Here is a 15,005-nt window from a genome sequence, read left to right as displayed (position 1 = left end):
AGATTCACTATGCGAGGGCAGTACAAATGAAAACTATAAAAAATTACCTGCAACAATATGCCGATGAAATTCTTCTGGATATCAAGGAATTGGTCGCAGCGGAATCTCCATCAATGAACAAAGCCGCCGTGGATCGTTGTGGCGAGGTCTTACAAGCGCTGTTTGCCAAACGTTTGGGCGTGACAGCAGAGATTGATGAGCAGCCGCACTTCGGCAATCACATGAAATTCACGCTGGGAACGGGTGACGAGCAAACCGTGTTACTCGGACATTTCGATACCGTCTGGGATGAAGGCGAGTTGGTAATGCGTGAAGAAGAGGGCAAGCTTTACGGTCCTGGCGTGCTGGATATGAAGGCCGGTCTGGTGCAAGCCATCTGGGCGGTACGCGCGTTGCAACAGCACGATTTACTGGCGGGCAAACGCATCGTGTTTCTCTGCGGCAGCGATGAGGAAGTGGGTAGCCCAAGCTCCAGCGCCTGGTTATCGCAGCACGCCTTAGGGTCGGCGCAAGTGCTGGTGGTTGAGCCTGCGGTGGCGGGATCGGGCGCACTGAAAACAGCGCGTAAAGGTACCGGACAATATGAAATCACCATTAACGGATTAGCAGCGCACGCCGGGAACAACCCTGAAGAGGGCATCAGCGCGGTACAAGAAATGGCGCATCAGATCATGTTCTTGCACAGCTTAAATGCGCCGGAGCGCGGCACCACCGTCAATGTGGGAATCGCGCGTGGCGGCAACCGCATCAATGTGGTGGCGGATAAAGCGGTGTTAGGCATTGATACGCGCGTTACCAGCGAAGCAGAAGCCGAGCGCATTCACGCCGAAATCAGCCAGATCACGCCACATTTAGCTGGCATCATGCTGGATATTAGCGGCGCACAATCACGTCCGCCAATGCGTCAAACACCGGAATCGTTGGTGTTGATGGAGCGTGCGCAGCAAGTTGCCGAACAGTTAGGCTTTACCGTGGAGGGCAAGGCGGTTGGCGGTGGCAGCGACGGCAATTTCACTGCTGCGTTGGGCATTCCAACGTTGGATGGTTTGGGTGCAACCGGCGCAGGTATTCATGCACGCCATGAACATATCATTATTGCCGATATTGCTCCGCGCGCGGCGCTGGTGGCGGGTTTGATCCTCGGAGGTGATGCGCATGTCTCAGGTTAATGTGGAGAAAAATACGCTGCGCCAACCGCCAGCAGCAAAAACCGAGCAAAGTCCTTATCTGCTGCTGTTTATTATTTTGGTGCTGGCGGCAGTGGCGACCTGGATTATTCCGGCGGGCAAGTTTGATCATGAAACCCGTAATGGCATTACTTTCGCCATCAAGGGAAGTTTGCATGAAGTCTCGCGTTCGGGCGTATATCCCGGCGAAATTTTTATGGCGATTGTACAAGGGATGATCAAAGCCGCGCCGATCATTTTCCTGATTCTGTTTACCGGCGGGTTATTAGCGGTGATCGAATCGACCGGTGCTATTGCTACGGCGCTTAATTCTCTGTCGCGCAGTACCAAAATTAGCGATACGCGTATTATCATTATTTTTGGTGTGATATTCGCCATTCTCGGAACGACAGGCGTGGTGCAGAACTCAGTAGTAGCGTTTGTGCCGATTGGTTTACTGGTGGCGCGTTCGTTGGGTTTATCGCCAATGATTGGTATGGCGCTGGTGTATTTAACCTGTGCCGCCGGTTTTAACGTTGCGGTATTAGGTCCAGCCACCACTGGATTAACCCAACATCTGGCGCAGTTACCGCTGTTCTCTGGCATGTTGTTGCGCGGCATTACCTGTTTATTGTTCGTGTTAACGGTGATGACCTATTTGATTATCTCGGTGAAACGCGCGCGCAATAATGGTGAAGTGCGAATAGAACAAACTGCGCAGAATGACGATTCACTGGCGATAACCGGTCGGCATAAACTGATTCTGATCACCTGCGCTGCAACGCTGATTGTATTTATGATTGGTACGGTGCAATTTCATTGGGCCACCAATGAAATGTCGGCGATGTTTATTATTCTGTCGATTATGGTCGGCATGATTGGTCGCATGTCGGGTTCTGCCATTGCCAACACCTTCCTTACGGGTTGCTCGCAATTGGTAAAAGGCGGCTTCATTGTCGGTATGGCTGGCGCGATTTCCGTGGTGCTGCAACAGGGCAATATTCTTGATCCGATTGTTGGCTTCCTGTCTGATTTACTGGCACCGGTTCATCCCGCCATTGCGGCGGTGGGCATGTTTATCAGCGCGGCGTTGATGCATTTCGGTATTTCATCCGGTTCCGGTGAATCCGCTTTGCTGATCCCGATCTTCTCGCCGCTCGGCGATAACCTCGGTTTAACCCGTCAGGTGACGGTGCAAACGGTGTTGCTGGGTGAAGGTATCGTCAACTCCATCAGCCCAACGTCTGGCGTGTTAATGGCAGCTTTGGCCACCGCCAATATCTCTTTCGGCAAATGGATTAAATTCGTTGCGCCGGTAGTGGCGATTTGGTTTGCCATTTGTGTTGTCACCTTATTAATTGGTGTGGCGATCAACTGGGGACCATTCTAATAAATCGTAAGAAGCCACTTAATGGTGGCTTCTTATTTTTATATTGTTGTTAACAGGATCAACATCCTTTCCGCTATTTCAGTCCCACGATTAATTGTATTCAATCCCCGGCCTTTTCTTAAAGTTACCTAATCATCGCTATTTGGCTTAAGTCGCGCTGGAACTGTCTCGCGTAAAGTGATGTTATTGCCGCGTCGCAGAGTTTCCTTACGTTCAATTACACAAATTAATAGTAGCCAAACCCATTGCTGGCGATGTCTTTACGCATCGCGGCAGCGTTGCACGCTTCTCTGGAGTGAACGATGATGTTTCGATTGCATCCGCTGTTTATTAGCCTTATTACCGCTTACGGTGTGTTTAATCCGGCTTCGCCAGTTTGGGCGGCGACGCTTCAGCCTTTTACGCCGGAATTAAATGACAATCGCGCCGGGGTGTTTTGTATTTGTAATGGCTCGACTCAAACATTAAGTGGTAATCAGCGGTTTGCGCCCGGTCAGGACGGCGGTGGCACCATATCCATCGGACAATTGCTCAGCAGCGGCAGAATTATTTCGTATTCCTGGCAAGATTCAGGTCGCGTCGATCTGGGCGCGCAGAATTATGTGATTAACGTGCCGGACGCAACTGGCAGCGGCAATAATAGCGTGCAGGTATATAACTCCGCCGCGATTAGCGCCATTGAAACCAATACCTTGCCGAATTTTTATAACGTTAATAATGGGCAATATATCAACGCGCGCGTGGCGCAGGTCAGCAATGGCACCATCAATGTTGATATCGGGCAGAAGGGCGCAGCCACCACCGCCAGCACCAACGGTTGGTCGATGGCGGCGAAACAGAGCGAATTGTTTACCGCCAGCGGCAACGGCACCATGAACTGGAACTCCGCTAATCGCATCTCCTTTTTTGGTTCCTACACGCCCTATACCTATCAACTGGGGCAATGGTTCGACAATGTGGTCTCGTGGCGCGGCGCGTTTAGCGTCACCACGCTGGATAACGCCACCACTTCATTCAACGTGTCCAACGTCAGCAGTTTGCAGAGCTACAACAATTGGCTGATTGAGCAATTGCAAAACGGCAATCTGGCCGCCGACAGCTACAGTAGCGAGTTTAATAAAGCACTCTCCTTGCGTAGCGATGTCATCGCCTATGTGATCGATGCCGACGAATACTACGACGAAGTGACGCAGCCGATTGGCGAGCGCATTGTGTTAAGCGCCGATGGCCCCAACGCCAGGGCAACCATTGGCAGCAGCGGCATTCTGGAAGTGGTAAATGCCAGCAGCGCGGCGATGCGTGCCAGCAACGGCGCGACGGCGGTGATTGACGGCAAGCTGGCCAGCGTTGGCAGCAACGCACTGGAATTGCTGAACGGTAGCAGCGGCATTAACAACGGCGTCATCAACAGCGGTTTTTTCAATAATGCCGATGGCAGCGGCGTTGATGCCTCGACGGTTGGCGCGGGCGGCACCGGCGTGTATGCCAACGGTGGCAGCCGCTTCATCAACAATGGCGTGATCAATACCGCGATAAACAGCATCGGTATCCGGCTCGAGGATGCCAGCGGTGAGAATAACGGCACCATCAATGTCAAAGGCAAAGGCGCGACGGGCGTTGCAGTTTCGGGCAGCCAGGCCAATTTTGCCCAAAACGGCACAATCAATCTGTATGGCGAAAACGCGGTTGGCGTTGATGTGCGGGATGACGCCAGATTAACCATCAGCGATGCCAGTTCACTGCATTTCTACGCGCCGAATCAAACCGGTTATCAAGCCACCAACTATGCGCACATCGATAGCAACGGCGGCAGTTATGATGTCGCCACGCCAGGTTCGGCACTGTATCGGCTGAATGACGGCGTGATCTTCAATCCGGTGGTGGCTGCTGATGTGACGTTGAGCGGTGCCAACACACGCGGCATAGTCGCGTCAGGTGCCGGTTCACGACTTTACGGTACCACCTTGTACGGCACCGACAGCTATCACGTTAACGGCGAAGGGGCGATTGCGGTTCAGAGCTCGGAGGGTGCAGACGTGACCATCACCAACCCGATTGAGCTGAACGGCAACAATACCATTGCGGGCACCGGGCAAGGCGGATTCTTCGCCAACGTGGCGCCGATTACCGGCAACGGAGCCAACGCTACGGCCTTTGATATCAGCGATGGTGTGATCTATGAATCAACGCCGCGTGGCACCATCAATCTCACCGGGCCAAACAGCATCGGTGTGCGTATTCGCGGCGGCGGAAATATCTTCGATGGATCCAGCACCAACATAGCCTCGGGCGTCGCGCTGGATACCGCTGAAGGTAAGACCGTTTACTGGACCGATCACAGCGGATTGAGTGCGGGCGGCATCGCCGCAGTGCGCGTAGGCAATAACGGCGGGCTAACGATTAATGGTGATACCGCCGGGCCGAATTTTTACTACAGCACCATCAACGCCAATACAGGTGCAGACACCATTTTGCTGGATAAAGGCGCAGCGTCGTTAACCGCCAGCAACATCGGACTCTACAATTCTGGCGGCGGCACTGTGCTGAATAACCGCGCGGAAACCAGCAATATTTCCCTGCAAGATGTCGGGATGAACACCGATGGCGGCACGTTAATTCGTTCCGCGACTTCATTTGATCCCAACGGTTATATGCTGGGTACGGTGAGCGGTGCAGGCGCGACGGGCTACGTGTTCAGCAAAGAAGATGGTTCTACCACCAGCAACGATTTGATCATCCCACAAGGTTACAGCTTCTTTGTCTATGGCCCGGCAACTGGCGTGCGCGCCAACACCTCCGGGCGGGTGATCGCCAACGGTAATATCATCGTTAACAGTTCTGATGGCGGCTCGGCGATTGTCACCAGCACCGCCAGCGAGGTGATCAACCGTGGCACCATCGTTTCGCTCAGCCTGGTTTCGCCAATTATCGATCTGCGTGGCGGCAACTCGGTATTTATCAACGAAGGCAACGTCACCGCGCCTTACCCGGAAACGGTCGTGGTTGCGGGTGGCGCTACCAATGACCAAATTGCGCTGGTCGATGGCAACGTGAAGGGCGATGTGAACACCGGCAACGGCACCGACGTGGTTGAACTCACCGGCGGAACCATTGACGGCAGCGTGACGATGGGAACCGGCAGCAACAATGTGGCGACGATTGCTAACGTCAGCCTGGCAAACACGCGTCACATCACCACCGCAGGCGGCAGTGGCAGCACGCTGAACTTTAGCGAAATCAACGCGCGCGGGGGGTCGTTCAGCAACGATGATCTGGCGCGCGGCGTCAACCTCGGCGCGGGCTGGAGTACCATCAACTTCTATAACACGCAATTTACCCTCACCGACAATCTCAAGCTGGCGCACAGCACCATCAATGTAGATAGCGGCTCAACGCTGTTTGTCGGCGATCAGGTCAATCCGGTGTTGTCGGGCGAGACTGACGATTCGCTGGTGGTGAACAACGCCGGTACGTTGGATCTCACCAACGGCGCGGCGGGCAACACATTGACCATCAACGGTGATTTGGCGTCGGCGGGCGGCAAGCTGGCGTTGCGGACGCAGGGCACGCAAAGCGACACTTTACGCGTTAACGGCAACGTTACCGGCACTACCTTTATCAACGATGCGCTGAGTGCTGCCACGCTGGCGGATAGCAATCGAGATGGCGTGATCTCCCCCAATGAAGGCGTTTCTCTGGTGCAGGTTGCTGGTAGCGCCAGCGCCAATAGCTTTGCGCTGCAACGGGGTTATGTCGCCGCAGGGCCGTGGCAATACGGGCTTTACAGCTTTGCCCCCGAGAATGGCAATACAACCTGGGATTATCGTCTGGCCAATAACTACGTTTGTGAAGAGGGTGCCGTTTGCCAGCCGCAGACAGCAGGCAGCGGCGCGGTGCGCCCGGCGGTCATTCCACAGCTTCCTTCGTACATTTCGGCGCCGGTCGGATTGGCGTATTACACCCTGGCAACCATTGGTGATTTGCATCAACGCCTGGGCGAATTGCGGCAGAATCCAGAAGGATCAGCGGAAATGTTCATCCGTTATTCCGGCTCCAACCAGAAGTACAAAACTAACCTTGATACGGCGCATTACGGTTACGACTTTGACCTCGATTACAGCGCGGTGCAGTTCGGCGGCAACTTACTGCGGTTGGACGGCGAGCAAGATAGTCTGCGCGGCGGTCTGGCTTACACGCGCGGCAATGCACGCATCCGACCGAATGCAGCGGATGGTTACAGCTCAACCGATTTCGACAGCGACAGCCTGGCGATTTACGGCACCTGGCAGCGCGAAAGTGGCTTCTATTTAGATGGCGCGCTTTCACTCGATTGGCATCGTGGCGACACCGATATTGCGCGACAGAAAGAGGTGGCGAAGCTGAAAGGCAAAGGCTGGACCGCATCGCTGGAGAGTGGTTATCCGTTCCAGCTGGCGAACGGCATTCGTCTTGAGCCGCAAGCACAACTGCTGCATCTGCATTTGAAGATGGATGACTTCACAGACGACGATCAAACCAAAGTCTCTTATGACGATTATGACCAAACCATTGGCCGCGTCGGCGCGCGTCTGGCGCGTACCTGGCAGGACAGCGGCAGCGGGCAATATACGCCGTATCTGCGCACTAACTACTATCGCGGTTGGGGCGGCACGGCGAAAGTGAATGTCGGTGCCAGCAACAGCGACGTCAGCGAGAGCTTCAACAGCGGCAAGTTCGGCCAGATGTGGGATGCCGGCATTGGCGGCAATGCGGCTTTCACCAACAATGTCTCGCTGTATGCCGAAGCCAATTATCGCAAAGAGATCGACGGCAACGGCGTGCAAGGCTGGAATTACAACGCGGGCGTACGCTGGGTGTTTTGATAAAACGGTTACCCTCACAAGCTCGCCGGTTTAGTTGACGGCGGGCTTTTTTACATGTTGCGAGCGCGGTAAAATTGACAACCTACCAATGGTAAGTTACTACTAGTAGCTTATTCATGACGGAGATTGTCGCTATGCATGCTCTGATTGTTACTGCTCATCCAGATCCCAACTCCTATACTCATCACCTTGTTTCTCAGGTGGCACAAGGCATTGCGGCTGGCGGCCACAGCTATGAAATTGCCGATCTGGCGGCGGAGCAGTTTGATCCGCGCTTCAATCAGGCCGATGTTGATCAGTTCAAAAGTGTTGCTCCGTCGCCTGCCGACGTTGTGGCTGAACAGCAGCGGTTGGATCGCGCGGATGCGCTGGTGCTGGTTTATCCGATTTATTGGTGGTCGTTCCCGGCGCAGCTGAAAGGCTGGATCGATCGCGTTTTCACCCAAGGTTGGGCGTACGATGATGACGGCCAAACCGTGGTGAAAAAGCTCGGCCATTTGCAGGTGCATTTGCTGGCGCTGGGCGCGGCGAGCCAGCGCACCTATGTGCGTCGTGGCTATTTCAGCAGCATGCGTAGACAAATCGACGAAGGGATATTTGGCTACTGCGGCGCGCCGGTGGTGACCAGTGAATTGCTGCTGCCAACCGATGAAAATTATCCCGACGCGCATTACACGCAGGCACACCAACTTGGGCAGCGACTTTTTAACGTGAAGGAATCGGCATGAATCAACCCACTCGCCTGCGCATGTCGCATAAGGCACGTCGTCAGCAACTGATTAGCGTGGCGTGGAATCTGGTGCGCGAGCAGGGCAGCGATGCGCTGACGTTAGGGCGCGTGGCAGAAGAAGCGGGCGTCAGTAAACCGGTGGTCTACGATCATTTTGGTACGCGCCACGGTCTGCTCGCGGCGCTGTATGAAGATTTCGACCTGCGCCAGAACGCGATTATCGAGGCGGCAATGAATGCCGCCGGTGCCAGCCTTGTTGAGCGGGCTAACGTGGTGGCGTCGAGTTACGTTGATTGCGTGTTGACGCAGGGACGTGAAATCCCCGATGTGCTGTCGGCGCTTGATAGCTCGCCGGAGCTGGCGGAAGTGAAGCGCAAATACCAGCTCGATTTTATTGAAAAATTCCGTGGATGGTTTGCCGAGGCAACGCTGTCGCAAGCCAGCATGTGGGGAATGTTAGGCGCTGCCGATGCGATTTCTAATGCGGTGGTATGTGGCGATATCAGCCAGCAGCAAGGATTAGCGGAACTTCAGGCGCTGATTCTGGCGCTGGTGGAGCGCCATCGTATTTAACCTTAAGCGGGAAAATTCTGTGGTGCGAGCTCTCAGAAGCTATTACATCATTGCCAGTTTAAATTTTTTTTCTGCCAATAAGGCATGATCACCTGCAGAATGAGAAGTTTCAGGCCATCATCTTCGGACAAAAGGCTTATTATTCTATTAACGTTTGTATTTTTGCCAGAAAGGTATTCTGTTAACGCTAAACCCAAAACGTTCTTACTCTGAACAAATAATTTAAACGATTCTTCAGATAATCCCATTTCTCTGGTGTAATCCCGCACCAGGTAACTTTCCTCACTCTTTCTCTTAACAGAGAGGATGCATAGTAGTTCTGGTTCAAATTCAGCAAAGAAAATTTTGTCTGCATGAGTCAATAAGTTGTACACTCCTTGAGCTTCCTGTTCGATAAACTGATTAATGACAGCACTATCGCGAGTGTAATTTTTAATCAGATTTCGTATTTTTGGACGCAAAATATAATGTTCAATTCGCCGTTGAAATGCAGCAACTCTTTGCGCAGCACTTTGATTGCTAATCATAACGCTGAGATTTTCAACTGAATGAATGATGTGACTTATATCACCCTTTAAATGCGTTTTAATTAAATCCGCCGGTGCTTTTTCGGCAAGCGGATCGATATCAATGCGGATAATATGGTCATCAACAATGGGGGATTTTAGCTTTCCTAGTGATACTAAAAAGTTAAATGTTGAGAATAGTGAAATCCAGACATGTACCGTTTGATCGTCGGCAGAGACGCAGATTAAAAAGGTATGACCAAATTCAAAGGCGTTTTCTGTTACCACTTGCTTGAATTCACGTGCATCCCACTGACAATGCGCTGGTTGTCCTTCAAAATCAAATAGCTCGGATGATAAAGCTGAAATATCTGTGTAATGAATCAATTCTGGGCAATATTGCGCATAAAAGCTGAGTCCTATGTAGGAGATTGCCTTCATGAACTCTGGCCCGCCAAAACTTAGCCTCAATGGAATGGCATCATGAAGCACATTAATCGGTTCTTGCTGGTCAACAATATGAATATCATTGCCTTGTGCTTGCTGCCGGATAATCCAGGCATCACAGTCTTCCTGGCTTGAGAAGGAAACATTGATCGCTTTGCCATATGCAAAGTCGGGTATATCTGTGACATCAGCAGGAATGATATTTATATTACCTTCAGTGAAGCGGTATTTTACGCCATCTCGACCTTGTTGAAGACTCTCCACGGTGGTTTTCTTTCGATCTGGCCTAACGCCCAAAAGCGAATTGAAGAGTGAAAGTTGATTGTTAAGAACAACAACGTACTTTCCCAATTTCTCGTTGTGAGTGTGACAGTATATTTTCTTTGATGTCCTTCTGCCACCTAATTGGGCGGGGAAAATATGCTCATGTGAACCTGATTTCTCATCACAAAGTATACATTTAAACTTATTTTCACTTCCTTTTGCTGTCATGATTCGTCCTGCAATGACATTAAATGTTATTTAAAGGCTTTTGAGTTTACGTCAGCCGCGAAGTGCCAAAATTTTACAACGACTTTGTACCCATAACCAAGCGGATGGAAAAGATTGATGGAGAAATTACTAGAGGATATTGATATCAATGCATGGACGAAACTGAAGAACGCCGTTCTCACCACAGATTCAGGATTTCATTTTTTAACGCTGGGTTCGGTGGATGAACAGGGTTTGCCGCAGATCAGAATCGTGGTGTTACGTGGCGTTGATCTGCTTGAGCGCGTGCTTGAATTCCATACTGATATCCGCAGTCCGAAATGGCGCGAATTCGGCAACAATCCGCATGCTACGGTGCTGGGTTACTGCCCGCAAACGCGGTTACAATTACGTCTTCAAGGTTCGATTGTGATGTACGACGCAAGCAGTGAAATCGCCGAACACGCGTGGGATAAATTATCGTCCCGCACGCAGCAAACCTATGCAGTTGCTGCGCCGGGCAGTGATGTTGTTAATGAGGCGAAAGCGACCAACAACGGCAAAGCCAGTTTTGGCGTGCTGCTATTTAAGGCAGATTCGCTTGATTGGTGTCAGCTCGCCCGAGAAGGTAATCAACGAGCCATGTTGCGTTATCGCCCCGAAGGCAAGCTCGCCAGCGCCAAATGGGTGAATGCGTAATTCAAGACGCACACTCTTTATTCTTAAAATCGGGATCGGCAGATTGGGTCTTAGCATTGAACAGCAGATAACTCGCCAACGCCAATCCCCACACGCCTGCCGCGCCATACAACAACACGCCGGAAAAACCGTCGGTCAGCACCTGCGCGGCAATATCGTGGGTAAGTGAAACCTCGCCGCCGCCGGCGATGTGCTCGGCCAGCGCATATACATCACTTTGTCCCGGCATAATGCGTTGCAGACTCGCCGCGATGCCTGCCACCAGCAAGCTGCCCATTAGCGCGATATTGATGGCAAGCGTAATCAGGCGCGCGCTGATATCGATGCCAGACGCCATGCCAACGCGATTTCCCGGCACCGACCCGGTTGTGGTGTTGGTGACCGGCGTGTTGGTCAGTCCGAGCGCGATGCCCGAGAGCAGCGCGCCCGGCAGTAAACTCATCTGCTGCGCGGCGGCAAACTTCATCAGCATAAAGCCCGCGCCAATGGTGAATAATCCCAGCGGGATCATGCGCGCTGCGCCAAAGCGCACCACCAATTTCTCGCCAAGCGGCGGCATCAGCAAGGTCGGTAAAGTGTAAGCCAGCAGCGCCAAACCGGTTGCCATGCTGCTGTAGCCAAGGCCGCTCTGATAATAGACCGGCAGATAAATCATCAGCGGCCAGAAGCTGAAATTCATGCCAATCGAACCCATCAGCGCCCCGGAAAAGGCGCGAATGCGGAACACCGAGAAGTCAAACATCGGGTGTGGATGGCGCTTCTCAACCCATACAAACAGCAGCGCACTGAGTAGCGTAACCAGCAAAATAAGCTGTGCCGCCAGGCTGCTCCAGCCGAGGCTGCTGCCCTGTGTGATGAGATAGGTTGCGCCGACCACGCTAATCGACAAAGTGATCAGGCCGCCAAGATCGAGCTTTTTGGCTTCAGAGTCACGTGATTCCACCACATTTTTCAGCGCGAGGATCAGCGTCAGCAACGCGATAAAGCCGTGCACCAAAAACACCCATTGCCAGCTAAACCAGGCGACCAGCATGCCGCCGATGATTGGCCCGAATCCCAGTCCAAAGCCAAAGGTAATGCCCCACGCGGCGAACGCTCGACTACGCGCTTTTCCCTGTGGAAACTGGAATGACAAAATGGCGATCAGGCAGGTTAACATCGCGCCACCGCTTAATCCTTGCAGCAAGCGTCCGACGATCAGCCACCACGCATTTCCTGCCAGCCCGCACATCACCGACGTCAAGCCGAAGGCGATAATGCTGATGATAAAGATACGCTTGCGTCCATAAGTGTCTGCCAGCGTGCCGGTTGCCATTAACACCGCAGTGCAAGCCAGCGTATAGGCGTTCATGATCCACTGCAGTTCGCGAAAACTGGCGTGCATCTCCTTTTCCAGCACCGGCAAAATCACCGGTACGCTCGAAATCTCCAGTCCCGACATCAATGCGGCCAGACAAACCGCCATCAGCGCCAACATGTTCTTCATACTCAATCCCTGCGATACGTTAAGAGCGTGCCAGCATGAAAGATTGGCGTGACAGTGGAAATCTGCCGGCATGCCATATATCGTCAAGATCGTGCCAATTTCTCCGGTGACCTTTAATGCAAATGATTGCTCCTTTACATGCCCGTTCGCCTGCACCCTTCAACCGTCGCATGGTTCTGCTGGCGTATGAATGTCTGTGTACCTTTGAATTCGGCACGGCGGTTGAGGCCTTTGGGCGCATCGACGACGAGTTCGGCCAGCCTTTATATGATTTGAGCGTGGCGTCGGTAGAAGAGGGTGTTTTCGGCGCGCAAGGCGGCGTGCGATTGGTGGTCGACGGCGGACTTGAGCTGCTGGAAGAGGCGGGCACCATCGTGATTCCCGGCTGGCGCAGCGTGCATGAACCGGCATCGGATGCGCTTATCGCCGCATTACAAAAAGCACACCGCAACGGCACACGTATCGTTTCGATCTGCGCAGGCAGTTTCGTATTGGGCGCAGCCGGATTGCTGGATGGTAAACGCGCTACCGCGCACTGGAACAGCACCGAGATTCTGGCGCAGCGCTTCCCACAGGTGCAGGTTGAACACGGCATGATTTATGTCGATGAGGGCAGCATCATTACGTCAGCGGGTGGCGCAGCGGGCGTGGATTTGTGTCTGCATCTGATTCGTCGCGATTATGGCATCGAAGTGGCAAACCGCACCGCGCGCCGCATGGTGACGCCGCCGTTGCGTGAAGGGAACCAGGCGCAGCTGATTCAGCAGCCGGTGCCGCAACGGGCGACAAAAAATCTCTCGCCGCTGCTCGATGATTTACGTAATCACCTCAATACGCCGCTGGTGATTGATCAGCTCGCCAGGCAAGCCGGTATGAGCCGCCGCACTTTTTTGCGCCGCTTCCATGACGCCACCGGTACAACGCCGGGAGAATGGATGTTGAGCGTGCGGCTGGAAAAAGCCTGCGCACTGCTGGAGAGCGGCAAGCTGAGCATTGATCAGGTTGCCGAGCAGGCGGGATTTGGATCGCCGGAAACCTTGCGGCATCACTTCAGACAGCGGTTGAATACCACGCCAACGCATTGGCGCAAGGCATTTAATGAAAGAGGGATAACGCTTTAATTCAGCCAGGTGCGCATAAATGCGCACCCTACGAAAACCTGTCGCCATTCATGGCGACCGTTTTAAAATTTAATTCCCGCGATAAGTCGAATAACCAAACGGACTCAACAGCAGCGGAATATGGTAGTGCTCACCGTTGCTTTCCATATTGAACTCCACCGGAATTTCCGGGAAGAAGGTTTTCTGGTTGTTCATTTTGTAATAGTCACCGGTTTTGAACACCACGCGATAGCTACCGGCGCTGGCGGTTTTATCTTCCGGGAACAGCGCACTGATTCTGCCGTTGCTGTCGGTTTTGCCGCTGGCTAATTTCACCCAGTTATTGTTCTGTTTCTGATCGAGTTCAACCTCAATACCCGCTGTCGGTGAGCCTGTCTGCAGGTTCAATACATGTACGCTGAGCGGATTTTTTGCTGCTGCCGGTTGTGCTGCTCCCGCTGACAGGCTGGTAGCAATCAGGATAGCGCTGGCTGAGGTAAAGAGAGTTTTCATTAAAATATCCATTTTTAGCAGGTGAATGTGCTGCAATCCTAGGTTCTTCAACAACAAAATAACAATCGATAAGACTAAATGTGAAATTTCTGAGATCAAGCAATGAGTCAAGCGTGTGCCGTCATCGAAAGGGGCGCATTCATGCGCAGTTGGTCACCATAAATGGCGACCCTACAAAAGATAGGCGCGTTTTTCGTAGGGTGCGCATTCATGCGCAACTGGTCACCATAAATGGCGGCCCTACAAAAGATAGGCGCGTTTTTCGTAGGGTGCGCATTCATGCGCAACTGGTCACCATAAATGGCGACCCTACAAAGGATTGGCGCGTTTTTCGTAGGGTGCGCATTCATGCGCACCTGGTCACCATAAATAGCGACCCTACGAGTTCCGGATCGATTGTGTGTTTCGGTTTCCTGTTTTAGCGCTTCGATAACTATTCATGATTATTCTTAGTGGCCCGTAAGAATAATCCTTCGAAAGTTGTACCAGCCTTGAGACGGTGTACAAATAGAACGTTAAGTCCGCAATTTATTATTAGCCTGCAAATATAGTTTTCTGATTAATAAGCGAAGGGTAAAACCAGGATAAGCGAAGCGGTAAATAAGGTGAGATTGATCAAGAAATGATCAGCGATTCGGATTTTTCGCTAGGAATAACTCTCCTGACATCGTTGAATCTGTATTTAAGCGAAGCGTAAACACGGAGTCAGGAGAGTTTTGTGCAGAAGTAAAACGCCGTTAGATGGTTATTCTTGTGCGAAGAATGTTATTTGCGTCGACTAATCTTTCCTCCTTTCCGTCCTGCTTCAATGGCGCGCTCCGGGTCGTTCTTGAAGTTGCCGCCGCTCGCCTGACCACCCTTGCGCCCAGCCTCAGCTGCGCGTTCCTTATTCTCTGCGAAGTTGCCAGCACCACCACGACGTTGCGTCTTTTTTTCTTCCTCATCGGGTTGCTTCTTAGCGTCCGTCATTGGTTCTCCTCTCTCTTAAATACCAACTTGATGCAAAATAAATGTAGTGCCATTTTTACCAGTTTCAAGCCTGGACTAATCTTAAGTCTTAAT

General features: G+C 52.4%; 11 protein-coding genes. 7 read left to right on the top strand and 4 right to left on the bottom strand.

Annotated elements, in window-relative coordinates; translation table 11 throughout:
- The first annotated feature begins 26 nt into the window (after nucleotides 1-26).
- The 5 genes from FHW71_RS16295 to FHW71_RS16275 all read left to right on the top strand — a co-directional run bounded on the left by FHW71_RS16295 (nucleotide 27) and on the right by FHW71_RS16275 (nucleotide 8,721).
- A complete protein-coding gene (locus FHW71_RS16295; protein WP_179452564.1) occupies nucleotides 27-1,169 on the top strand; it encodes a M20 family metallopeptidase in 1,143 nt (380 codons plus the stop codon).
- Entirely contained in the window at nucleotides 1,156-2,556 is a 1,401-nt protein-coding gene (locus FHW71_RS16290; protein ID WP_179452565.1) for a YfcC family protein, read from the top strand. Before FHW71_RS16295 ends, FHW71_RS16290 begins: the two co-directional genes overlap by 14 nt.
- A gap of 302 nt (nucleotides 2,557-2,858) precedes the next feature.
- On the top strand, nucleotides 2,859-7,418 hold the full coding sequence (locus FHW71_RS16285) for an autotransporter outer membrane beta-barrel domain-containing protein (protein WP_286176284.1): 4,560 nt from the start codon (nucleotides 2,859-2,861) through the stop codon (nucleotides 7,416-7,418).
- A gap of 134 nt (nucleotides 7,419-7,552) precedes the next feature.
- Nucleotides 7,553-8,146 (top strand): NAD(P)H-dependent oxidoreductase, encoded by a 594-nt coding sequence (locus FHW71_RS16280; protein WP_179452566.1) that lies wholly within the window; start codon nucleotides 7,553-7,555, stop codon nucleotides 8,144-8,146.
- Nucleotides 8,143-8,721: a TetR/AcrR family transcriptional regulator gene (locus FHW71_RS16275; protein ID WP_179452567.1), complete on the top strand. Its 579-nt coding sequence runs from the start codon at nucleotides 8,143-8,145 to the stop codon at nucleotides 8,719-8,721. Before FHW71_RS16280 ends, FHW71_RS16275 begins: the two co-directional genes overlap by 4 nt.
- A 47-nt stretch (nucleotides 8,722-8,768) precedes the next feature.
- Here FHW71_RS16275 and FHW71_RS16270 read toward each other — a convergent pair whose 3' ends face one another.
- Nucleotides 8,769-10,166, bottom strand: a complete 1,398-nt coding sequence (locus FHW71_RS16270; RefSeq protein WP_179452568.1) for a hypothetical protein — start codon at nucleotides 10,164-10,166, stop codon at nucleotides 8,769-8,771.
- A 117-nt stretch (nucleotides 10,167-10,283) separates the two neighbouring features.
- Between FHW71_RS16270 and FHW71_RS16265 the strand changes: the two genes are divergently transcribed.
- Nucleotides 10,284-10,844 (top strand): pyridoxamine 5'-phosphate oxidase family protein, encoded by a 561-nt coding sequence (locus FHW71_RS16265; protein ID WP_061719647.1) that lies wholly within the window; start codon nucleotides 10,284-10,286, stop codon nucleotides 10,842-10,844.
- Between the two features lies 1 nt (nucleotide 10,845).
- On the opposite strand, the gene FHW71_RS16260 is transcribed toward FHW71_RS16265, so the two are convergent.
- Nucleotides 10,846-12,330 carry an MFS transporter gene (locus FHW71_RS16260; RefSeq protein ID WP_179452569.1) on the bottom strand — a complete coding sequence of 495 codons (1,485 nt, stop codon included), beginning with the start codon at nucleotides 12,328-12,330 and terminating at the stop codon, nucleotides 10,846-10,848.
- Between the two features lie 116 nt (nucleotides 12,331-12,446).
- Between FHW71_RS16260 and ftrA the strand changes: the two genes are divergently transcribed.
- Complete coding sequence (gene ftrA / locus FHW71_RS16255) at nucleotides 12,447-13,451, top strand: transcriptional regulator FtrA (RefSeq protein WP_179452570.1); 1,005 nt, start codon at nucleotides 12,447-12,449, stop codon at nucleotides 13,449-13,451.
- Between the two features lie 69 nt (nucleotides 13,452-13,520).
- Here the strand turns inward: ftrA and uraH are convergent, their stop codons facing one another.
- Together uraH and FHW71_RS16245 are read right to left on the bottom strand one after the other, a co-directional pair.
- Nucleotides 13,521-13,943 carry a hydroxyisourate hydrolase gene (gene uraH, locus FHW71_RS16250; protein WP_008105683.1) on the bottom strand — a complete coding sequence of 141 codons (423 nt, stop codon included), beginning with the start codon at nucleotides 13,941-13,943 and terminating at the stop codon, nucleotides 13,521-13,523.
- 765 nt (nucleotides 13,944-14,708) lie between these two features.
- Nucleotides 14,709-14,912 (bottom strand): general stress protein, encoded by a 204-nt coding sequence (locus tag FHW71_RS16245; protein ID WP_008106297.1) that lies wholly within the window; start codon nucleotides 14,910-14,912, stop codon nucleotides 14,709-14,711.
- Between the last annotated feature and the right edge of the window lie 93 nt (nucleotides 14,913-15,005).

The organism is Enterobacter sp. Sphag1F, from assembly GCF_014193275.1.
GTDB lineage: Bacteria > Pseudomonadota > Gammaproteobacteria > Enterobacterales > Enterobacteriaceae > Pantoea > Pantoea symbiotica.
This window is presented reverse-complemented; position numbering and strand designations above follow the sequence as displayed.

Bases quoted from the DNA above. Each gene is read 5' to 3' on its own strand.
- FHW71_RS16290 (WP_179452565.1), top strand. From the start codon at position 1,156: ATGTCTCAGGTTAATGTGGAGAAAAATACGCTGCGCCAACCGCCAGCA.
- FHW71_RS16245 (WP_008106297.1), bottom strand. From the start codon at position 14,912: ATGACGGACGCTAAGAAGCAACCCGATGAGGAAGAAAAAAAGACGCAA.
- FHW71_RS16260 (WP_179452569.1), bottom strand. From the start codon at position 12,330: ATGAAGAACATGTTGGCGCTGATGGCGGTTTGTCTGGCCGCATTGATG.
- FHW71_RS16275 (WP_179452567.1), top strand. From the start codon at position 8,143: ATGAATCAACCCACTCGCCTGCGCATGTCGCATAAGGCACGTCGTCAG.
- FHW71_RS16270 (WP_179452568.1), bottom strand. From the start codon at position 10,166: ATGACAGCAAAAGGAAGTGAAAATAAGTTTAAATGTATACTTTGTGAT.
- FHW71_RS16295 (WP_179452564.1), top strand. From the start codon at position 27: ATGAAAACTATAAAAAATTACCTGCAACAATATGCCGATGAAATTCTT.
- FHW71_RS16265 (WP_061719647.1), top strand. From the start codon at position 10,284: ATGGAGAAATTACTAGAGGATATTGATATCAATGCATGGACGAAACTG.
- ftrA (WP_179452570.1), top strand. From the start codon at position 12,447: ATGCAAATGATTGCTCCTTTACATGCCCGTTCGCCTGCACCCTTCAAC.
- FHW71_RS16280 (WP_179452566.1), top strand. From the start codon at position 7,553: ATGCATGCTCTGATTGTTACTGCTCATCCAGATCCCAACTCCTATACT.
- FHW71_RS16285 (WP_286176284.1), top strand. From the start codon at position 2,859: ATGATGTTTCGATTGCATCCGCTGTTTATTAGCCTTATTACCGCTTAC.
- uraH (WP_008105683.1), bottom strand. From the start codon at position 13,943: ATGAAAACTCTCTTTACCTCAGCCAGCGCTATCCTGATTGCTACCAGC.